Source organism: Thioalkalivibrio versutus (genome assembly GCF_001020955.1).
In the GTDB taxonomy this organism is placed as follows: Bacteria; Pseudomonadota; Gammaproteobacteria; order Ectothiorhodospirales; family Ectothiorhodospiraceae; genus Thioalkalivibrio; species Thioalkalivibrio versutus.
On the sequence record NZ_CP011367.1, the window covers coordinates 2,229,489 to 2,250,639 of the forward strand.

At 65.5% G+C, this 21,151-nt stretch carries 16 protein-coding genes and 4 tRNA genes; 1 reads left to right on the forward strand and 19 read right to left on the reverse strand.

Annotation, left to right across the window (positions count from 1 at the left end; genetic code table 11):
* Positions 1-70 precede the first annotated feature (70 nt).
* The 4 genes from TVD_RS10290 to TVD_RS10305 are packed head-to-tail and all read right to left on the reverse strand — an operon-like array spanning position 71 to position 6,237.
* On the reverse strand, positions 71-1,687 hold the full coding sequence (locus tag TVD_RS10290) for an ABC transporter ATP-binding protein (protein WP_018649752.1): 1,617 nt from the start codon (positions 1,685-1,687) through the stop codon (positions 71-73).
* Between the two features lie 2 nt (positions 1,688-1,689).
* Positions 1,690-2,958, reverse strand: a complete 1,269-nt coding sequence (locus TVD_RS10295; RefSeq protein WP_047251556.1) for an ABC transporter permease — start codon at positions 2,956-2,958, stop codon at positions 1,690-1,692.
* Positions 2,951-4,330 carry an ABC transporter permease gene (locus TVD_RS10300; protein ID WP_018143944.1) on the reverse strand — a complete coding sequence of 460 codons (1,380 nt, stop codon included), beginning with the start codon at positions 4,328-4,330 and terminating at the stop codon, positions 2,951-2,953. Before TVD_RS10300 ends, TVD_RS10295 begins: the two co-directional genes overlap by 8 nt.
* Before the next feature lie 47 nt (positions 4,331-4,377).
* Positions 4,378-6,237 (reverse strand): peptide-binding protein, encoded by a 1,860-nt coding sequence (locus TVD_RS10305; protein WP_018951108.1) that lies wholly within the window; start codon positions 6,235-6,237, stop codon positions 4,378-4,380.
* 253 nt (positions 6,238-6,490) lie between these two features.
* Between TVD_RS10305 and TVD_RS10310 the strand changes: the two genes are divergently transcribed.
* Positions 6,491-7,291, forward strand: coding sequence for an enoyl-ACP reductase FabI (locus tag TVD_RS10310; RefSeq protein WP_018938774.1), 801 nt, complete (start codon positions 6,491-6,493; stop codon positions 7,289-7,291).
* 120 nt (positions 7,292-7,411) lie between these two features.
* Here TVD_RS10310 and TVD_RS10315 read toward each other — a convergent pair whose 3' ends face one another.
* The 15 genes from TVD_RS10315 to pal form a co-directional block, all read right to left on the reverse strand.
* Positions 7,412-9,301, reverse strand: coding sequence for a SurA N-terminal domain-containing protein (locus tag TVD_RS10315; RefSeq protein WP_047251557.1), 1,890 nt, complete (start codon positions 9,299-9,301; stop codon positions 7,412-7,414).
* 482 nt (positions 9,302-9,783) lie between these two features.
* Positions 9,784-9,860, reverse strand: a tRNA-Asp gene (locus TVD_RS10320).
* Between the two features lie 36 nt (positions 9,861-9,896).
* Positions 9,897-9,972: transfer RNA gene (locus TVD_RS10325), tRNA-Val, on the reverse strand.
* A gap of 11 nt (positions 9,973-9,983) precedes the next feature.
* A complete protein-coding gene (locus TVD_RS10330; RefSeq protein WP_018938885.1) occupies positions 9,984-10,256 on the reverse strand; it encodes an HU family DNA-binding protein in 273 nt (90 codons plus the stop codon).
* Positions 10,257-10,516: 260 nt separating this feature from the next.
* Positions 10,517-12,982 (reverse strand): endopeptidase La, encoded by a 2,466-nt coding sequence (gene lon / locus TVD_RS10335; RefSeq protein WP_018143949.1) that lies wholly within the window; start codon positions 12,980-12,982, stop codon positions 10,517-10,519.
* An 82-nt stretch (positions 12,983-13,064) separates the two neighbouring features.
* Positions 13,065-14,345 (reverse strand): ATP-dependent Clp protease ATP-binding subunit ClpX, encoded by a 1,281-nt coding sequence (clpX, locus tag TVD_RS10340; RefSeq protein ID WP_018143950.1) that lies wholly within the window; start codon positions 14,343-14,345, stop codon positions 13,065-13,067.
* A gap of 141 nt (positions 14,346-14,486) precedes the next feature.
* Positions 14,487-15,125: an ATP-dependent Clp endopeptidase proteolytic subunit ClpP gene (clpP, locus tag TVD_RS10345; protein WP_018938883.1), complete on the reverse strand. Its 639-nt coding sequence runs from the start codon at positions 15,123-15,125 to the stop codon at positions 14,487-14,489.
* On the reverse strand, positions 15,122-16,429 hold the full coding sequence (gene tig / locus TVD_RS10350; protein ID WP_018951111.1) for a trigger factor: 1,308 nt from the start codon (positions 16,427-16,429) through the stop codon (positions 15,122-15,124). Before tig ends, clpP begins: the two co-directional genes overlap by 4 nt.
* An 82-nt stretch (positions 16,430-16,511) precedes the next feature.
* Positions 16,512-16,598 (reverse strand) — tRNA-Leu (locus TVD_RS10355).
* Positions 16,599-16,720: 122 nt separating this feature from the next.
* Positions 16,721-16,796: transfer RNA gene (locus TVD_RS10360), tRNA-Lys, on the reverse strand.
* Positions 16,797-16,935: 139 nt separating this feature from the next.
* Complete coding sequence (locus TVD_RS10365) at positions 16,936-18,207, reverse strand: YeeE/YedE family protein (protein ID WP_019568034.1); 1,272 nt, start codon at positions 18,205-18,207, stop codon at positions 16,936-16,938.
* A 124-nt stretch (positions 18,208-18,331) separates the two neighbouring features.
* Positions 18,332-19,018, reverse strand: a complete 687-nt coding sequence (gene queC / locus TVD_RS10370) for a 7-cyano-7-deazaguanine synthase QueC (protein ID WP_047251558.1) — start codon at positions 19,016-19,018, stop codon at positions 18,332-18,334.
* A 1-nt stretch (position 19,019) separates the two neighbouring features.
* On the reverse strand, positions 19,020-19,715 hold the full coding sequence (gene queE, locus TVD_RS10375; protein WP_047251559.1) for a 7-carboxy-7-deazaguanine synthase QueE: 696 nt from the start codon (positions 19,713-19,715) through the stop codon (positions 19,020-19,022).
* Positions 19,712-20,554, reverse strand: a complete 843-nt coding sequence (gene ybgF, locus TVD_RS10380) for a tol-pal system protein YbgF (protein ID WP_205622075.1) — start codon at positions 20,552-20,554, stop codon at positions 19,712-19,714. Before ybgF ends, queE begins: the two co-directional genes overlap by 4 nt.
* 15 nt (positions 20,555-20,569) lie before the next feature.
* Positions 20,570-21,124 (reverse strand): peptidoglycan-associated lipoprotein Pal, encoded by a 555-nt coding sequence (gene pal, locus TVD_RS10385; protein ID WP_018168451.1) that lies wholly within the window; start codon positions 21,122-21,124, stop codon positions 20,570-20,572.
* Positions 21,125-21,151: the final 27 nt, after the last annotated feature.

The following is a 21,151-nucleotide window of genomic DNA, read 5'->3' on the forward strand; positions in this document are numbered from 1 at the left end:
GATCCGCTACGGTAAGCGACCCGCAACCGCCAGACGGCGGCCGTGCACCGCGCAGCGCGGGCGGGCGGGCTTACAGATAACGCGAGACGCGCGGCACGGCATCCAGCAGGTGGCGGGTGTAGTCGGCCTGCGGATTGGCCAGCACCTCGGCGGTGGCGCCGATCTCCTCCATGCGCCCGTCGTGCATCACCAGCATGCGGTCGGAGAAGTACTCGACCACGCCCATGTCGTGGGTGATGAAGATCATCGCCAGACGTCGCTCCGCGCGTAGCCGGCCCAGGATCTGCAGCACCTCTGCCTGGACGGATACGTCCAGCGCGCTGGTCACCTCGTCGCAGATGATCACGTCCGGGTCCAGCACCAGGGCGCGCGCGATCGCGATACGCTGGCGCTGGCCACCGGAGAACTCGTGCGGATAGCGCCACAGTGTGTCCTCCGGCAACGCCACCTGATCCAGCACCTTCCCGGCCAGCGCAATCCGCTCATCCTGATTGGCGCCGATGCCGTGCACCGCCATCGGCTCGGTCAGCAGCGTCAGCACGTTCAGGCGCGGGTTCAGCGACGAGGCCGGGTCCTGGAACACCACCTGCAGATGCCGCCGCAGCCGGCGCAACGGCTTGCGTGCCATGTGGGTCAACGACTCGCCCCGGTAGCGGATCTCGCCACCGGTCGGCTCAATCAGGCGCAGGATCGCGCGGCCCAGGGTGGTCTTGCCACAGCCGGACTCCCCCACCACGGCCAGCACCTCGCCGTTCTCCAGCTCGAAACTGACGTCATCCACCGCCCGCACCACATCCACCTGGCGACGCATCAGGCCCTTCAGCACCGGGAAGTGCACCTGCAGGCCGGACACCTGCAACAGTGCTTCGCGCCCCGCGCCCGGCACCGGCGGCAGCGGTGGCAGGTTCTCCGGCAGCGCCTGGATCAGCTTGCGGGTGTAGGCGTCCTGCGGAGCGCGCAACAGCGGCAGGCACTCCCCCTGCTCCACCAGGCGCCCCTGGCGCATCACCGCCACGCGGTCGGCCACCGAGGCCACCACGCCGAAGTCGTGGGTGATCAGCAGGACCGCCATGCCGTTCTTCTCGCGCAGGTGGTCGATCAGCTTCAGGATCTCGGCCTGAATGGTGACGTCCAGCGCGGTGGTCGGCTCGTCCGCGATCAGCAGATCCGGCTCGGCGACCAGGGCCATGGCAATCATCACCCGCTGGCGCTGGCCGCCGGAGAGCTTGTGCGGGTACTCGTCGCGGCGCTGTTCGGGGTTCGGCAACTGCACCTCGCTCAAGACCTCGAGGGTGCGCGCCGCGCGCTGCTCCGGACTCATCTGCGGGCGATGCAGGCGCAGCACCTCCTCGATCTGATCGCCCACCTTCAGCACCGGGTTCAGGGAGGTCATCGGCTCCTGGAAGATCATGCCGACGCGGTCGCCGCGCACATGCTGCATCACCGCGCTGGGAAGCCCCAGCAACTCCTGGCGGCCTTCGCGTCCGGCCAGCCAGGCCTCGCCCGAAGGCCTTTCGAAGCCCGCATCCAGCAGACGCATGATGGCCAGCGCCGTGATCGACTTGCCGGAGCCCGACTCCCCGACCAGGGCAAACAGCTCGCCCTCGCGGATGGCGAAGCTCACATCCTCCACCAGCGCCGCCTCGCCGTCGCGGTGGCGGATCTGCAGATTGCGCACCTCCAGCATGGTCAGCGCACCCCGCCACTGGTGGCGCTGGTGGCACCGGCCGCCGGACGTGCACCATCATCGCGATTGGCGGTGCGCGCCGCGGAGCGGGCATGCGGGTCCACAGCGTCACGCAGGGCCTCGCCGATGAGGTTGTAGGCGAACACGGTCAGGAAGATCGCTCCCCCGGGGAAGGCCGCCATCCACCAGTTGAAGGTGGAGCTCTGTACCGCCTGGTTCAGCATCTGGCCCCAGGAGGGGTCATCCACCAGGCCGAGGCCGAGGAACGACAGGGTCGCCTCGGCGAGGATCGCGGAGGCGACGCCAAAACTGGCCGCAACCAGGATCGGCGCGATGCCGTTCGGCAGCATATGCCGGAACAGGATGGACGGCAGCGACAACCCCGAGGCGATGGCCCCCTGCACGAAGTCCTGCTGGCGCAGGCGCAGGAACTCGGCACGCACATAACGGGCGTAGCCGGACCATGAGGTCAGGCCGATGATCAGCATCATCAGGTACAGCGAACGGCCGAAGAAGGCGACGAAGGTCAACAGCAGGAACAGCGTCGGGATGGCCTCGAAGATCTCCACCAGGCGCATCCCGATCATGTCCACGATCCCCGAGAAATAGCCCATCAGCCCACCCAGGATCACCCCGATCCCCAGCGCAATCCCGGTCGCGATGAAGCCTATGGACAGCGCGATGCGCGTGGCGTGGATCATGCGCGAGAGCACGTCGGCGCCGGTATCGTCCGTACCGAACCAGTGCACCCGATCCGGGGACTCGCGCGGGGCCTCCAGCCCGGTATCGGCGTAATCGCGCAGGTAGTCGCGCGGCGAGTACGGGATCGGCGCGCGGATTACCCGCTGATACTCGCCCATCACCTCGGCCTCGCGGTACTGCTCGTGAATCACCAGCGACGGCGGCGACACCGTCTGCCAGGCCACCACGCCCAGCACCGCGCCCAGCACAGCCCAGAGACCGAAGCGCCGCCATGGCCGCCCGGGCAGACGCCAGAAGATCAGTGCCAGCACCAGCAAACCAAACAGGGTGACGTCCGCCGCCGTCAGGTAGCGCAGAAACGGCAGCGCCCACGCGCCGTCGGCGGTCTGCACCAGCAGCGGGTGGGAATTCGCCAGCACCGGCGCGAGGACCGCGACCAGGGTCAGCAGCGCGATCCAGCCAATCCCGAGGCGGGCACCCCAGCGCAGCAGGATCTCGCCCACCACGCGCCGTGCCCAGGAACGGCTGCGGCGCTCCGCCTGCTGCGTTTTGTGCGCGGTCTCAGTCATAGCTCACCCGCGGGTCGACGATGGCGTAGGCCAGATCCGCCAGCAGATAGCCCACCAGGGTCAGCACGCCGGAGATCAGCGTGATCGACAACACCAGCTCGCGGTCGCGCGTCTGCACGGCCTCCACCGCCAGCTTGCCCATGCCATCAATGGAGAAGATCGCCTCCACGATCACCGAGCCGGCCAGCAGCGAGGGCAGCAGCGTGGCCGACACGGTGATCAGGGGCAGCAGGGAATTGCGGAACACGTGACGCCACAGCACGTCGTGCTCGGCCACCCCCTTGGCGCGCGCCGTACGCGCATAATCCGAGGTCAGGTTCTCCAGCACCGCCGAACGCGAAAGCTTGGCCAGGAATGCCAACCCGCCGTAGGACAGGCACAGCACTGGCAATACCAGGTGCCAGGCCCGGTCCAGCAGGAAGCCCGGCACCATATGGCCCGGCGCCAGACCCAGCGCCAGCGCCAGCCCGGCACCCAGCCCCAGGGTGCCCAGATAAAACCCGCGCAGGACGCCCCAGTCGCTGTGCGCCATCATCCAGCCCACCCCGCCCCCGAGAAGCACGGCCACTGCGGTACTGACCATCCCGGCCGGTGCCAGATCGCGGAACATCAACCAGCCACACACGGCCCCGAGTGCCGCCCCGACTCCGCCGCGGATACGGGCGGGCAGGTAGCGCGCAAGGTAGATCCCCAGCGCCACCCCCAGAAACGGCAGGATCAGCAACAACGGCAACGCCCAGACCACCTCCACCGTGGGCAGGAAGGTCATGTCCAGCGCCGCGCGCTGGCTGAGCCCCCCGGTGGGGAACCACTGCCAGAACTGGTCGGAGGCAAAGAAGCCGATCAGCAACACGCCGGCCAGCATGGTCGGCACCGACCACAGGGCCAGCAGCACAACGCCAGACTGCGAATCGAAGGCCTGGCCATGCTGGGTGGCCGCGCGCACCCCCACCGCGACCGCGACGATGTAGATCAGCGGGATGGAGAGTACGTTCAGCAGCAACGTGATCGGCAAGCGTTCGGCCACCAGATCGATCACCGGCCGGCCATAGCGGAAACTGGTGCCCAGATTGGGGACCTTGAAGTGTGGCCAGCCGGTCAGCGAGCCATCCGCGTCCTGGGCAAATCCGATCGGCGAGATGTTGTTCAGCCAGCGCCCGAACTGCACCGGGGCCGGCTGATCCAGCCCGTAGAGCTGGTTGTAGTAGTCCTCCATCGCCTTCTGTGCCTGGGGCTCCAGGCCCTGCCCTTCGACCAGCGTCAGGGCGCTGATCCCACCGGGCGCGGCCGCCATCACCGCAAACACGACCACGGTGATCCCGAACAGGGTCGGCACCATCAGGAGCATGCGGCGCAGGATGTAGGTCAGCATCGCGTGCGGCGCTCCCCTGCCGCTTCAGCTTCCATGGGCATCGCCGGCTACTGCCCGTACCGCTGCGATTCGAACGGGACGTAGATCTCCAGCGGCACCGCCCCCAGGTTGAGCCCCAGCGCGGTCTGCTCCAGGTTCTGGATGCGCCGGTCGATGAAGGCCAGGGTCTGGCGCCGCATCAGGAAGGTATACGGCTGGTCCTCGTGCAGAATGCGCTCGGCCTCGCGCCAAAGCTCCATGCGCGCGGGCTCGTCCACCTCGCCACGCGCCGCCTCGATCACCGCATCCAGCTCGGGGTTCTGGTAGTGGATGAAGTTGTCGCCACCGGAAACCACCTGACTGGAGTGGAACATCTGGTAGATATCCACCTCCACACCGCTGGTCCAGCCCAGGGTGATGGCATCGAAATCCTGGCGGGTGATTTGTTCCAGCATCACCGACCACTCGGTCGGCGACGGGCGCATCTCGATCCCGGCCCGCGCAAAGAGGTCGCGCAGGAACAGCGCGATGCGGCGGGTGTCCTCGTTGTCCTGGAAATACGACAGCTCGAAGGAGAACGGCTCGCCGTCCTCGTTGACCAGCACGCCATCGCGATTGCGTTCGCGGAAGCCGGCCTCGGCCAGCAGTTCCAGGGCACGCTCGACATCATAGGGGATCGGATCGAGATCCGGATTGTGCTGATCGCTGCGCGGCGAAAACGGAGAGATCGCGCGCTCGGCATACCCCAGCATGACCTCCTCGATCAGCCGGTCAACGTCGGTCAGGTAGCTCATCGCCTTGCGCACCCGCGGGTCGGCGAAACGCGTCGGCTCGCCATCGCGCTGCTGGTTCCAGGCAATGTAGGAATAGCCGGCCGTGGGGCTCATGTACTCGTGGGTATCCGCGCGCTCGCGCAGGGCCTCGTCGTCGCGCAGCCGGGCATATTCGCGTGGACGCGCCCCGTACACGTCGATATCGCGATTGCGGAAGGTGGTCAGGCGCGCACTGTCATTCTGGATCACCCGCCACACCAGCCGATCCAGCGACGGCTCCACCGGTCCCCAGTAACGCGGGTTGCGCTCCAGTTCGATACGGCCGGCATCCGGGGTCCAGCCGGTCGGATCCTCCATGCGGTAGGGTCCGGACCCCAGCAGGATGCCGCGCGACTCGTTGAAGGTCTCCGGATCCTCCAGGTAGCGCCCATAGAAGTGTTCCGGCAGGACATCCAGGCCGCCCGCCACCCGCATGGCGTCGAAGTATGGCTCCTCGAACACGAACCGCACCGTGCGCGCGTCGACGGCCTCGACCGCCTCGATCTTCTCCAGGAAGGCCCTCGCCCGCGGCACCGCGATGGCGTCGGTCATCAGGAAATCGAAGGTGAAGCGGATATCCTCGGCCGTCAGCGGCTCCCCATCGGAGAACTGCAGCCCCGGGCGCAGGCGGAAGGTCAGCTCGGTACCGGTATCGTCGAACTCCCAGGATTCGGCCAGCAACCCCTGCCACTCCAGCGTCTCCGGGTCGCGCACCACCAGCGACTCCAGCACGTAGTTCTGCACCTCGGAGGCATAGGCATCAGAGGAGACATACGGCGTGATGGTCGCCAGGCCCGTGCCAAAGGCCTGTACCAGCCAGTCCCCCTCGGCGTAGTCCTCCTGCTCGGCCGCGCGCGCCGCTCGCCGGAACGCCGAGGGGACGTCGTCCGCCCGCGCGGCACGCTCGCCATCCATCCCGGCGAAGCGCCCGGAGGCCAGGTCGGATTCCAGGCCCTGCAGGCTGCGCCGCAATGCACGGAGGTCCCGGGCCTGCTCGGTCATGGTGTTCTGCATGGAGGCCATGCGTTGCCACTGGCGGTCGATCTGGACCATCACCAGCAACAGCAGGATACCCAGCACGATCAGGGTCACGATCCAACCAAAATGACGACTCACAAGGCCTCCGGGTTGCTGCGGTGGCAGTCCGGCAGGCCCGATTCCGGGACGCCGGGTGGGCGGCCCTGAAGACCGCAAGTGTTCGCACTATAGCAAGCCATTCCCTCCGGCTCATCGGATGCTGGCCGCACTTGCGGCACATCGGTATGATCCCGAAGACAGTCGCGTCCGTCCCCGGTTCCGCTCGCGGTCGGGCGCCGTCGAGACGACCCGCCCGGGTGCGTCGGCACGGATCAGAATCAAGGAGTTTTACATGGGTTTTCTCAAGGGCAAACGCGCACTGATCGTCGGCGTGGCCAGCAACCGCTCCATCGCCTACGGCATTGCCGCGGCCATGCATCGCGAGGGCGCCGAACTCGCCTTCACCTACCAGAACGAACGCCTGCGCGATCGCGTCGAGAAGCTGGTTGCGGATTTCGACTCCGACATCCTCGTGCCCTGTAACGTCGAGGACGATCGCGAGATCGAACAGGTCTTCGAGCACCTGGACAATTACTGGGACGGGGTCGACATCCTGGTGCACTCGGTCGCGTTCGCGCCCAAGGAGCAGCTGGAGGGGGACTTCCTCGACAACATGACCCGCGACGGCTTCCGCATCGCGCACGATGTCAGCTCGTACAGCCTGGCCGCGCTGGCCAAGGCCGGGCGCGGCATGATGAAGGACCGCGACGCCTCCATCCTCACCCTCAGCTATCTGGGCGCCGAGCGCTCGATGCCCAACTACAACGTGATGGGCCTGGCCAAGGCGAGCCTGGAGGCCAATGTGCGTTACCTGGCCTACACCCTGGGGCCGGAAAGCACCCGGGTGAACGCGATCTCCGCGGGTCCGATCCGCACCCTGGCGGCCTCCGGCATCGGCGACTTCAAGCGCATCCTGGATCACGTCCAGGCCAACGCGCCGCTGCGCCGCAACGTCACCACGGATCAGGTCGGCAACGCCGGCGCCTTCCTCTGCTCCGATCTTGCCTCCGGGATCACCGGCGAAGTGATGTACGTCGACTCCGGCTACAACACGGTCGGCCTGGGCGCCGCCGAGATCGGCCTCGAAAAATAAGGCGACCCTGCGGCACCCGGGCGATTCCGGGTACCAGAAAAAAGCCCGGCACCGCGCAAGCGGGCCGGGCTTTTTCGTGGTCGGGAGCGCACCAAGCGCCCCCTCGCGGTTCTGCGGCGACTAGTCGAGCGCGTCGGGGAAGCGCTTGATCTCCGCCTCCTCTTCCAGCCATGCGAGATAGGACCGGAATTCGGCACTCCCGTAGGCGTTGCCAATCTGGTCGCGCGCCTGCTGGCGCGCCGCGGCATCCACCGCATCCTCGCCCATGCGTACGGCTTCCAGCACGGTCACCGCGAAGTCACCCTCCCCGACCCGGGCGCCGGCAATCTCCACTGCGCCCTCGCCTGGCGCCGCCAGCCGGAACAGGTGGTCCTGCAACCCGGTTGGCAGATCGGCCGCCCGTTCACGGGTGATCTCGACCGACCGACTCCATTCTCCGTTCTCCCCGGCCTCGGCGGTCCAGTCATCGGCTTCGCGCAGTCGCTCGATCAGGGCCTCTCCCGCCTCACGCGCGGCATCCGCGGCGGCCTGACGCTGCAGGCGCTCGCGGATCTCGTCCTCCACTTCCGCCAGCGGGCGCACCTCGGCCGGCTCGTGCTCATCGACACGCAGGATCACGGTGGAACGGTCCTGCAGGTCGATCGCGTCGCTGTTGTTGCCGTCTTCCAGTACCCGCGGGTCAAACGCCGCATCGCGGATGGACCGATGGCGGGCGATGCCATCGCCCGAGCCGCGGGAGAACCAGTCGCTGGTCTGGACCTCCAGGCCCGTGGCGTCGGCGGCCGGCTCCAGAGTGTCCGGAAACTCGATTGCCAGTGCCATCAGGTCGTCCAGGGCGTCGATCTGCATCTGCTCGGCCGTCCGGTCGCGCAGATCCTGCTCGACCTCCTCGCGCACGTCTTCGAACGGCTGCGCCCGGGATTCCTGAATCGAGGTCACCTCAAGGATGAACCAGCCGCGATCCGTCCGTACCGGCTGGCTGATGAGATCCTTCGGCAGGGTGAAAATGACGGTCTCCAGGGTGGAATCCAGATCGCCCCGGGCGACCTCGCCCAGGCTGCCACCACGGTCGGCCGTCAGGCTGTCTTCGGAGTATTCCTCCGCCAGGTCGCCGAAGTCCTCGCCATCATCCAGGCGACTACGCAGTTCACGGATACGCGCCTCGCCGTCCTCGTCGGTATCCTGGATGCGGATCTGGCGCACCTCGCGCAGTTCCGGCTCTTCGTAGCGGCTGCGATTGACCCGGTAGTGTTCGCGCACCTGATCCTCGGTGACATCGACCCCGGCCTCGAGGCCTTCCGGGTCCAGGCGCAGATAGCTCACCCGCACCCGCTCCGTGGTCGTGAAGTCTTCCGGATTGGCGTCGTAGTAGTCGCGGATCGCGTCGTCATCCACCACATCGGGACGATCAAACTCGTCCGCGGCGAAGACCTTCCAGCTCGCAACCCGCGTCTGGTTGCGCAGGCGGCTGTAATCCGCCACCAGGGCTTCCGGCACCACGCCCGTGGCCTGGATGCCACGCTGAATTTGCGACATCACAATACTGCGGGCGATGTCCTGCTCGAAGTCGGCCGGGCTGATGCGCTGGGCATTCAACAACTGGCTGTAGCGTTCGCGGCTGAAGCGGCCCTCCTCCTGAAACACCGGCATGCCACGGATCTCGCGCAATACGCTGTCGCCCGCCGCCTTGAAGCCGGCGGAATCGGCCGCCTGGCGCAGCAGTTCCTGGCGGATCAGGGTCTCCATCGCCTGCAGGCGGATGCCCTGCTCGTCCAGGACGTCATCCGAGATCTCGCCGCCAAACATGCGCGCCATCTCGTCGCGCTGGGCGCGGGCCTCCTGGTGCACGTCGCGCACCGCGATATCCGTGCCGTTCACCTCGGCGGCGACCAGCGGGCCCGCCCCGCCGAAATACTCGCCCAGGCCCCACAGGGCAAAGGGGATGGTGATCAGGCCAATGATCACATAGGCGAGCCAGCCGCTCGCCCGGTCACGAATCGCTTGCAACATGATGGTCTCTGCTCACTCCGGCAATTGGGAGGAAAACGGGAATCAGCGGCCGATGGTAGCAGGCACGCCCGCGCGCGTCTGCGCCTGGGCGGCGGTGTCTGCCACGCAGCGCGCGCTGACAAGAAGAAGGCCCCGACCAAGATCATCTACAGGCAGAAGAGACGACTGGAAGGGGGCGCGGCGAAAACCTGAGCCCCTGGAGCGGTCTCCTCGCATGAAGCCTGGCCCACTCTCTTACCGGCGCCGAACACTGGGGGCGCACCTCTGCGCCGTCGGCCTGAAGAATCGGACTCGCATTCGATGCGCTCGCGCGATGACAGTGCCCGCCCCCGGACTCCCGAAAATGCGTCTCGGGCTTAGTTCTGCCCTTCCCACATTGCGGTCGACTGCTATGGACCCAGGTCTGGCCCAAAGGTGTGGCTTCGAGCGCTTCGTGGTAGTCAACAAAGAAAAAGGCGCCACAAGGGCGCCTTTCTCAAAGATGGCGGAGCGGACGGGACTCGAACCCGCGACCCCCGGCGTGACAGGCCGGTATTCTAACCAGCTGAACTACCGCTCCGTATTCGTGCAGCGCAACCAGGGTCAGGGTTGCACTTGGTGGGTGCTGACGGGTTCGAACCGCCGACATTCGCCGTGTAAAGGCGACGCTCTACCAACTGAGCTAAGCACCCGATAAAGCGCGCTAGTTTACTCGATCCTTGAGCGCTTTACCAGCCTTGAACGAAGGCGTTTTCGAGGCGGCAATCTGGATGCTCTGACCGGTACGCGGGTTACGGCCGGTGCGGGCTTCACGCTCGCGCACCAGGAAGGTACCAAAGCCCACGAGGGAGACCTGGTCACCCTTGGCGAGGGTATCGCCGACCACACTCACCATGGCATCCACGATCTTGCCGGCCTGGGCCTTGGGAACATCGGCTTCCGCCGCGATCGCGTCGATCAATTCGGATTTATTCATGAAGCGCTTCCTTATCTCAGTGGTGACTCAGGCTTTCTGCCGGACGGGGCCTAGCTTACACCAGCCGGGGACCTTTTCTCCATGGTCCCGCGACTGCCCTCGGCACGAAATCAGATGATGCGCATGGGGTTATAGCAAGCCCCCCGAAAAAGTGTCAAACGCCCGTCCGGCGGGGCGCTCGGCCGGGCGTGAACCCGCACACAAAAAACCGCGGGCGCCGATGAATCCAGCGCCCGCGGTTTCGCTCCAATTACAGATGCTTAGTGATGCCGGACCCGACGTCGACCGGATTCCTTGGCCGGTTTGACGACTTCCTCGACCTTCTCTGGCGTTTCCCCGGCCTTGCCTTCCGGCATGTGGGTCAGCGCGAGCTCGAGGACCTCGTCGATCCAGCGCACCGGACGAATATCCAGCTTCTGCTTGATGTTCTTCGGGATGTCGACCAGGTCCTTCTCGTTCTCTTCCGGGATCAGGACGGTGCGAATCCCTCCGCGGTGGGCGGCCAGCAACTTCTCCTTCAGGCCCCCGATCGGCAGAACCTGACCACGCAGCGTAATCTCGCCGGTCATCGCGACATCCGCCCGCACCGGGATACCGGTCAGTGCCGAGACGATCGCGGTGCACATGCCGATGCCCGCGGACGGGCCATCCTTCGGCGTCGCGCCCTCCGGCACGTGGATGTGCAGGTCCTTCTTCTCGTGGAAGTTCTCCTCCAGGCCCAGGGCCTCCGCGCGCGAGCGAACCACGGTCAGGGCGGCGTGGATGGACTCCTGCATCACGTCGCCGAGCTTGCCGGTCTGCTGGGTCTTGCCCTTGCCCGGGACCACGCTGGCCTCGATGGTCAGCAGCTCGCCGCCGACCTCGGTCCAGGCGAGGCCCGTGACCTGACCGACCTGGTCGTTTTCCTCGGCCAGGCCGAAGCGGAAGCGACGCACGCCGAGATATTTCTCCAGCGTCTTGGGTGTGACCGAGGTGGTGCGTGCCCGCTCCTTCTCGCTGGCCAGCAGACGCTGCTTGGCCACCTTGCGGCAGACCTTGGCAATCTCGCGCTCCAGCGAGCGCACGCCGGCCTCGCGGGTGTAGTAGCGCACCATGTCGCGCACCGCCGAATCGGAGATCTGGATCTCGGCCGGCTTCAGGCCGTTGGCCTTGATCTGCTTGGTCAGCAGATAGTTGTGCGCGATGTGGACCTTCTCGTCCTCGGTGTAGCCGGACAGGCGGATGACCTCCATGCGGTCCAGCAACGGCCCGGGGATGTGCATGCTGTTGGCCGTGGCCACGAACATCACGTCCGACAGGTCGAAATCGACCTCCAGGTAGTGGTCGCTAAACGTGTGGTTCTGTTCCGGATCCAGCACCTCGAGCATCGCCGAGGCCGGGTCACCCCGGAAGTCCATCGCCATCTTGTCGATTTCGTCCAGCAGGAACAGCGGGTTGCGCACACCGACCTTGGCCAGGTTCTGGATGATCTTGCCCGGCAGCGAGCCGATGTAGGTCCGGCGATGGCCGCGGATCTCGGCCTCGTCGCGCACGCCGCCCAGCGCCATGCGCATGAACTTGCGATTGGTCGCACGCGCGATGGACTGCCCCAGCGAGGTCTTGCCAACCCCGGGCGGGCCGACCAGGCACAGGATCGGGCCCTTCAGCTTGCGCACGCGGGACTGCACCGCGAGATACTCGAGGATGCGTTCCTTGACCTCTTCCAGGCCGTAGTGGTCCTCGTTGAGGATCTTCTCGGCGCGCGTCAGGTCCTTGCTGACCCGGGTCTTTTTCTTCCACGGGACGTTGACCAGCCAGTCGATGTAGCTGCGCACGACGGTGGCCTCGGCCGACATCGGGGACATCATCTTCAGCTTGTTCAGCTCGGCGGTGGCCTTCTTCTTGGCCTCCTCCGGCATCCCCGCCTTCTCGATCTTGTCGGCCAGGTCTTCCTGCTCGTTCGGCGCGTCCTCGAGATCCCCCAGTTCCTTCTGAATGGCCTTCATCTGCTCATTCAGGTAGTACTCGCGCTGGGACTTCTCCATCTGCTGCTTCACGCGGCCACGGATCTTCTTCTCGATCTGCAGCACATCCATCTCGCCCTCGATCTTGGCGACCAGGTGCTCCAGGCGCGCGCGCACATTGGCGATCTCGAGGACTTCCTGCTTTTCCTCCAGCTTCAGCGACATGTGCGCGGCAATGGTGTCGGCCAGGCGCGAGGTGTCGTCGATCCCGGCCAGCGAGGTCAGGATCTCCGGCGGGACCTTCTTGTTCAGCTTGATGTACTGCTCGAACTGATTCAGCGCGGAGCGGCCGAGGATCTCCAGCTCCTTGTCCTCGGTGTCGTATTCCTCGTCAATCAACCGGATGTCGGAGACGAAGTAGTCTTCTTCCTTCTCGACATTGCCGGTAGTGGAGATATCCATCACATGGGCGCGCTGAGCACCCTCCACCAGCACCTTGATGGTGCCGTCGGGCAGGCGCAGCAGCTGCAGGATATTGCCCAAGGTGCCGATCTGGTGCAGATCGCCGGCCTCCGGCTCGTCGACCTCCGCGCTCTTCTGCGCGACCAGCAGCACCTGCTTGTTCTCGGCCATGGCCGAATCCAGCGCCCGGATCGACTTCTCGCGACCCACGAACAGCGGGATGACCATGTGGGGATAGACCACGACATCGCGCAGCGGCAGGACCGCGACGCGCTTGACGGGGGAGTCCACCTCGTTCTGGGAGGAGTGGGTATCGGTCATGTTGCCCCCTAAGGGCTGGACGAATGTACAGGAGGAAGTGGGGGCGGCGGCGCCCGTTTCAAGGGCGCCGCAACACTTCCGCTCAGGAATCCGCGGCAGCCTGCTTCTTCGCGAACGAGTCGTTCTCGTAGACCAGGTACGGCTCGGCATCGCCACGGATCACCGCCTCGTCGATCACCACCTTGCTGACCCCCTCCATGGAAGGCAGCTCGTACATGGTGTCGAGCAGGATGTTCTCCATGATGGTGCGCAGACCGCGCGCACCGGTCTTGCGGGCCATCGCCTTGTGGGCGATCGCGGACAGGGCATCGTCGCGGAACTCGAGCTCCACGCCCTCCATCTCGAACAGGCGTGCGTACTGCTTGATCAGGGCGTTCTTCGGCTGGGTCAGGATCGTGATCAGTGCGTCCTCGTCGAGCTCGTCCAGCGTCGCCTGCACCGGCAGGCGGCCAACGAACTCGGGGATCAGGCCATAACGCACCAAGTCATCGGCCTCCAGCTGCTTCAACCACTGGCCACCGGACTTGGCCGCCTCGGTGGTGCGCAACTCGGCGCCAAAGCCGATCCCGCCCTTCTCGGCGCGCTGCTGGATCACCTTCTCCAGCCCGGAGAAGGCACCGCCACAAATGAACAGGATATTGCTGGTATCGACCTGCAGGAATTCCTGCTGCGGGTGCTTGCGCCCGCCCTGCGGCGGCACCGAAGCGGTGGTGCCCTCGATCAGCTTCAGCAGGGCCTGCTGCACGCCCTCGCCCGAGACGTCACGGGTGATGGACGGGTTGTCCGACTTGCGCGAGACCTTATCGATCTCGTCGATGTAGACAATGCCGTTCTCGGCCTTCTCGACGTCGTAGTCGCACTTCTGCAACAGCTTCTGGATGATGTTCTCGACATCCTCGCCCACGTAGCCAGCCTCGGTCAGCGTGGTGGCATCGGCGATGGTGAACGGGACATTCAGCACCCGCGCCAGGGTCTCGGCCAGCAGCGTCTTGCCGGACCCGGTGGGGCCGATCAGCATGATGTTCGACTTGGACAGCTCGACATCGTCCTTGCCGGCCCGGGCCTGCAAGCGCTTGTAGTGGTTGTACACCGCGACCGAAAGGATCTTCTTCGCGGAGTTCTGGCCGATCACGTAGTCGTCGAGGATCGCGCGGATCTCGTGCGGGGTCGGCAGGGAATCACGCTCGGCGTGCCCCGCTTCCTGCATCTCCTCGCGGATGATGTCGTTGCACAGTTCGACGCACTCGTCGCAGATGAATACGGATGGCCCGGCGATCAGCTTGCGCACCTCGTGCTGGCTCTTTCCGCAGAAAGAACAGTACAGGAGCTTGCCGTCGGCGGGGGGGGTGGTTTCGTCGCTCATCCGTTTGCCTCGGTTGCGATTTCAGTGTTCTTCAGAACATGCCCCGTTTGCCTGGCAGTTGCAAACGAGCCAAGCGGAAGTCCGGTATTGAAGCTGCGCCCCGCAGCGGTGCTCCGGGGCGCAGTTGCGAAGCACGCGGACTCAGCTCGCGGAGTCGCGGTGGGTCAGCACGTGGTCGACCAGGCCGTATTCCTTCGCCTCGGTCGCGGTCAGGAAACGGTCGCGATCGGTGTCCTCCGCGATCTTCTCCACCGGCTGGCCGGTGTGGTGGGCCAGCACATTGTTCAGTTCATCACGGATCTTCAGGATCTCGCGGGCGTGGATGTCGATATCCGAGGCCTGGCCCGAGAATCCGCCCAGCGGCTGATGGATCATCACCCGTGAATGCGGCAGGGTGTGCCGCTTGCCAGCAGCACCGCCCGCCAGCAGCACCGCGCCCATGCTCGCCGCCTGGCCGACGCACAGCGTGCTGACCTCGGGCTTGATGAACTGCATGGTGTCGTAGATCGCCATGCCAGCGGTGACCGCACCGCCCGGGGAATTGATGTACAGGCTGATTTCCTTGTCCGGATTTTCCGACTCGAGAAACAGCAGCTGGGCCACGATCACATTGGCCATGTAGTCCTCGACCGGCCCCACGCAGAAGATCACTCGATCCTTCAGCAGGCGGGAGTAGATGTCGTAGGCGCGCTCGCCGCGGGCGGTCTGCTCGACCACCATCGGTACCAGGTTCAGCCCCTGGGCGTGTTGTGCGCCCTGGTCGGCCATATCGTGGCTCATTCAGTCGACTCCTTGTTCGGATTCATCACGTCCTGGAAGCTGGTTTCCTTCTCGGTGACCTTGCCCTGCTCGAGCACCCAGTCAACGACCTGATCTTCCAGCACCAGTGACTCCAGGTTGCTCTTCGCCTGGGGATTGGAGCGGTAGTACTGCTTCACCTCTTCCGGATCCTCGTAGGTTGCGGCCATCTCCTCGAGATCGCGCTCGACCCGCTCGGCGTCCACCTCGAACCCCTTCTGTTCGATAATGGCCCGCAGCGCCAGGCCCAGGCGCACGCGACGCTTGGCTTCTTCCTCGAACAGGCTGTCCGGCAGCGGCTGGGTCTGCTGCGCGCCGCCGAAACGCTTCTCGGCCTCTTCGCGCAGGCGGTTGACCTCCGACTTCACCAGGGCCTCCGGAAGATCGAAGTCGTGCTTGTCGACCACGGCCTCCAGCACCTGTTGCTTGACCCGACCCTTCAGGGCCTGACGCAGTTCCCGCTCCATATTGGACCGCACATCGGCGCGAAGTTTCTCGACCGAGCCGTCCTCGATGCCGAATTTCTTCGCAAATTCCTCATCGACCTCCGGCAGCTTGGGGCCTTCGACCTGCTTGATGGTCAGCGCGAACTGCGCGGTCTGGCCCTTCAGGTTCTCCGCCGGGTAGTCGTCGGGGAAGGTGACATCGATGGTCGGCTCCTCGCCGGTCTTCACGCCCTTGAGCTGTTTCTCGAAGTCCTCGATCAGGCGCCCCGCACCAAGCTCGATCTGGAAGTCGTCGGCCTTGCCGCCCTCGAACTCCTCGCCGTTCAGCGAGCCGACGAAGTCCAGCGTCACCCGGTCGCCTTTCTTCGCCTTGCGTTTGACCTCGGCCCACTCCTTGTTCTGCTCGCGCAGGGAGTCGATCACGCGATCGATGTCCTCGTCCCCAACCTCGGCCACCGGGCGCTCGATCTCGACGCCGGAGAAGTCGGCCACCTGCACTTCCGGGAACACCTGGAAGCTGGCGGTGAATTCGATCGCGTCGGTGCCTTCCAGATTGGTCGGCTCGATGCTCGGGTTACCGGCCGGCTCCAGGCCCTCCTGCTGAACCGCCTCGCGGTAGCTTTCCTGCAGGACCTCGCTCAGAACCTCCTGATACACACCGGTGCCGTAGCGCTGGCGCACGACCTTCAGCGGGACCTTGCCCGGGCGGAAGCCGTCCAGCTTGACCCGCTTGGCGAGGGACTTCAGGCGATTGTCGACCTCGGTATCGATCCGCTCGGAGGGGACCTGGATGGTCATCTTGCGTTCCAGGTTGCCGGTGGCTTCAACAGAAACTTGCATGGAGGGCCTCGTCATAGTTCGGTAATCGGTCATCCCTGCCGATCGCAGTGGTAACCTTCATGGCTGGTCGGAATGCAGACAGTGGTGCGAAAGGAGAGACTCGAACTCTCACGGGTTTTACCCCACTGGGACCTAAACCCAGCGCGTCTACCAGTTCCGCCACTTTCGCAATCTTGCAGAAAACTCTTGTTGCGTTCGCGCGTTAGCCGCGCATTCTAGCGTGTTCCCCACCCACAAACACAAAGAGCCCGTATAGACGGGCCCTTGTGCCGGTGCGGGGACCGGAGAAAATGGTGGGTCGTGTAGGATTCGAACCTACGACCAATTGGTTAAAAGCCAACTGCTCTACCAACTGAGCTAACGACCCTTTTCGGTTCGGCCCGGAGCGAACATCTGAATCGCCCTGGCCGTTGCAAAGTCGAAGGCCCGGGATCGCCGGGCCTCCAGTGCCGCGTAGTTTACGGCGCGACGGGGAAAACGCAAGACGTGCCCCCGTCGCTATGCCATCAGATGGCTTCCAGCTTGCGCATGCCGCCCGGCAGCAGCTTCATGTCCACCAGCGAGGTGATCAGCGCCTTGCCGAAGCTGGCCTCGTCTTCGTAGACCATCTTGTAGTACTGGATCTTCATGGTCAGCGCAGAGCCGAACACGATGAAGGCGAAGGTGAAGAAGCCACCCAGTGCCAGCGCGGAGACCCCCGTCACCGCCTGACCTATGGTGCAGCCAAGCGCCAGGATGCCGCCAACGCCCATCAGGACGCCACCAACGAAGTGATTGGCGAAGTCGCGGAAGGACGAGAACCACTCGAAACGGAAGCTGCGCGACACCAGGGCCCAGAAGAACGAACCCAAGATAACGCCCGCCAGAGCCAACACGCCGAAGTACAGCAGGGTGCGGTCGAAGCCGCTGGACACATAGCCCACGCTCTGCCCCATCGGGTTAATGAAGGTAAACGATTGATTGGCCCAAGGCGCGGACAGCGCCGGACGCTCGCCATCATCCGCATCGGACACGAAATCCCATTCCTGGATGTATTCCTGGGTGCTGTACACGCCGCCCATGCCGTCGTCGACCTGGATGTTGCTAGTCAACCACCAGGCACCGATCACGACCAGGCCGATCACCAGACCGCCCAGAATGTTGTCAAAGCTCTTGCGGAAGTCCGCGGCCTTGAAGATCAGGGCCAGCAGCAGCACGCCGATCACCAGACCCAGCACCAGGCGCGCAGTCAGCGCGTTCTCGCCGGCGATGATGGAACCCAGATCCTGGCCGTTTTCCATCTGGACGGCGACGCTGTCCATCCAGCCGAACAGCAGCTGGAACAGGGTCTGGCCCGTGCCAAACACCGTCTCGCGGCTGGTCAGCCAGAAGGCAATCACGCCGATGATGATCATGACCATCACGGACTTGAGGTTACCGCCACCGACACGCACCAGCGTCTTGTTACCGCAGCCCGACGCATAGGTCATGCCGATCCCGAACAGGAAACCGCCCAGCACATGGCCCAGCCAGTTGAAGTTGGACCCACGGTAGGGAGGGAACGAGCCCTCGGCACTCAACACACCGAAGAATTCGAGCACCGCCACACCCAGCATGGCCACGGCAATGGCCAGCAACCAGGAGCGCATGCGCCCAGTATCACCCATGTTTACCCAGTCGGAGACCGCACCCATGGTGCAGAAGTTGGTCTTGTTCGCGACCGCACCCATGATGAAGGCGAGAATGAACGTCCCGCCGAGGAACGCCAATGCGGCGGTTGAAAAGCTGGAGAATTCCATCGCGTATCCTCTCAATGAAAGATTTCAGGGCACGCCTGCACCCATGGGGTGCGCAGCATACATCGGACGCTAGACGAGATCGAGCCCGCTTTCATTCCTGCCCGAGGCATTCCGGGGCCACGGCTCAGTCGGGGACATACCGGGTCGGGTCGGGCACACCGGCGGCCGCGAAGCCCTCGCGGCGGATGCGGCAGCTGTCGCAGCGCCCGCATGCGCGGCCGGCGGCGTCGGCCTGGTAGCAGCTGACCGTCTGGCTGTAGTCGACCCCGAGGCGGACCCCGGCCTGGATGATCTCGGCCTTGGACCAGTGCATCAGCGGCGCCCGCACCTCCCAGGGCGTGCCCTCCACCCCGCTGCGGGTCGCCACCCGGGCGAGGTCGCGGAAGGCCTCGATGAAGGCCGGACGACAATCCGGGTAGCCGGAGTAGTCCACCGCATTGGCCCCCACATACAGCAGGCGCGCGTCCAGGGTCTCGGCAAACCCCAGGGCGAGCGCCAGAAACACCGTGTTGCGTGCCGGCACGTAGGTCACGGGGATACCCTCGGTCGGTGCCGTGGGCACGGCGATCGCGGCGTCCGTCAGTGCGGACCCACCAATCGCGCTCAGATCCACCGCCACTACGCGGTGATCTGCCACGCCCTGGGCGGCGGCTACGCGCCGCGCAGCGTCCAGCTCCGTGTGATGGCGCTGACCGTAGTCGATCGACAGGGCGTAACAGTCCAGCCCCTCGGCGCGGGCCATGGCCAGGCAAGTCGCCGAGTCAAGCCCGCCCGAGAGCAGCACCACGGCCTTCTCCGCGCGCTCACTCATCTCAACGGCCCGGCTGGTCGCCCCAGAGGAGCTTGTGCAGTTGCACCTGAAAGCGAACCGGGAGGCGTTCCGCGATGATCCAGTCGGCCAGGGCCCTCGGTTCCAGTTCGTCGTACACCGGCGAGAACAGGACCTCGACCTCCGGGGCCAGCCCCAGACGCTCCAGCTCGGCTCGCGCCCAGTCAAAGTCCTCGCGCCCGGCCAGCACGAACTTCAGCTGGTCGCCGGCCTTCAGCCGGGGGATGTTTTCAGGGCGATTGCGAGCGGCCTCCTGCGAGGCCGGCGCCTTCCAGTCCATCACGATGGCCACCCGCGGATCGACACCCGCGATCTCCATCGCCCCGCTGGTCTCCAGCGAAACACTGAAACCGGCATCGCACAGACCCTCCAGCAGCGGCAGGCAGCCCGGCTGCGCGAGCGGCTCGCCACCCGTCACGCAGACATGCCGAACCCCGGCGCGCCCGACCCAGTCGAGGATCGTCGCCAGCATCAGGGCCTCGCCCCCCTCGAAGGCGTATTCGCTGTCACACCAGCGACAGCGCAGCGGGCAACCGGTCAGGCGCACGAAGGCGGTGGGCCAGCCCACCTGCGCCGCCTCCCCCTGCAGGGAGACGAACATCTCGGTGATCCTCAGCCGCACCGCGGCCGGGTCGATCACCCCGGCGCCCCGGGCATCGCGCAGCGTGTCCGTGGTCATTGGCTGTCTTCGATCCGCCGCAGGCGCTCACGGGCCAGGCGATCCAGGGTGGTCCCGCCGTAGTCGGCCCGCACCGCCTCCAGGGCCTCGCGCGCCGCGTCGAAGTTCTGCAGTTCGTAGTGGGCGTAGCCGATCTTCAGCAGGGCATCCCCACCCTTGTCGCTTTCGGGGAAATCCTCTCGCAGACGTTCGAAATCCTCCAGCGCTGCCTCGAACTCGCCGCTGGCGTATTTCGCCTCGGCCAGCCAGTACCAGGCATTGGCGGTGAAGTTGCCCTCGGGGTAGTCCTCGATGAACTGCTCGAGCTTGCGCATGGCCGTGGTGTAATCCCCGGCCATCAGGTCGTCAAACGCTGCCTGATAGGCGGCCTGCTCGTCCGCTTCCGGCAGGTCCAGTTCGACCACTTCCTCCCGCGGAGCGGCATCCGTGGCTACCGCCCCGCTCTCGAACGCGCCCACCCGCTCATCCAGATGACGGAACTGATCGCGCTGGCGGGTGCTGAGACGGTTCATCTCGTGGCGCAGGGTTTCCACCTCGCCACGCAGTTCGCGCAGGTCCCGACTCAGCGACTCCGAGACCTGCAGCAGTTCGTTCATCGCACTGGAATCCAGCACCCGCTCGACCCGCTCGAGGCGGCGTTCGAGCTGGCGGATCTGCGACTGGGTGGCGAACACCGTATCGTCCTGGGCCCCGGCCGTGCCCGGCACCAGGGCCAGCGGGGCCAGGGCAAAGGTTACGGCCAGAATGACGCCAAAAAGAAGGCCCGGACGTCCCGGGCACCGAAACAGAAATGCCCCCGAGGGGGCATTTCCGCAAGACTTGTCGAGCTTTGATTGCATCTGGCTTCCCGTCGCTTAGCGCCGGGATTCGTAGACCAGCTCGACCCGGCGATTCTTGGCCCAGGCCTCCTCGTTCTGCTGGAAGGCCACCGGCATCTCTTCACCATAACTGATGACCTCGAGCTGGTCATCCGAGGCGCCGTTCAGATTCAGCACCCGGCGCACCGACTGCGCCCGGCGTTCGCCCAGAGCCAGGTTGTACTCGCGCGTGCCGCGCTCGTCGGTATGCCCTTCCAGACGCAGGCGCGCACCCGAATTCTGCGAGAGATAGGCGGCATGCGCCTCCAGCATCGGCATGTATTCGGACTTGACCTCGTCGCGGTCGAACTCGAAATACACCAGGCGTTCGGCCAGCGGGCTTTCCGGGTCGTCCAGGGCCGCCGCGTCGAAATCGCGATCTCGACCCAGGCCGCGGGCCTCGGCGGCCTCGCGTTCGGCACGCGCCTGTTCGGCGGCCGCCTCGCGCTCGGCAGCACGTTCGGCATCCTCGGCATCGCGCGTGGGTGTGGCACAGGCAGACAGGGCCGCAATGACGACAGCCGCAAGGGCCAGGCGAAACAGGTTATTCATGGCTTTCGTTTCCTCGAAAAAGGGATA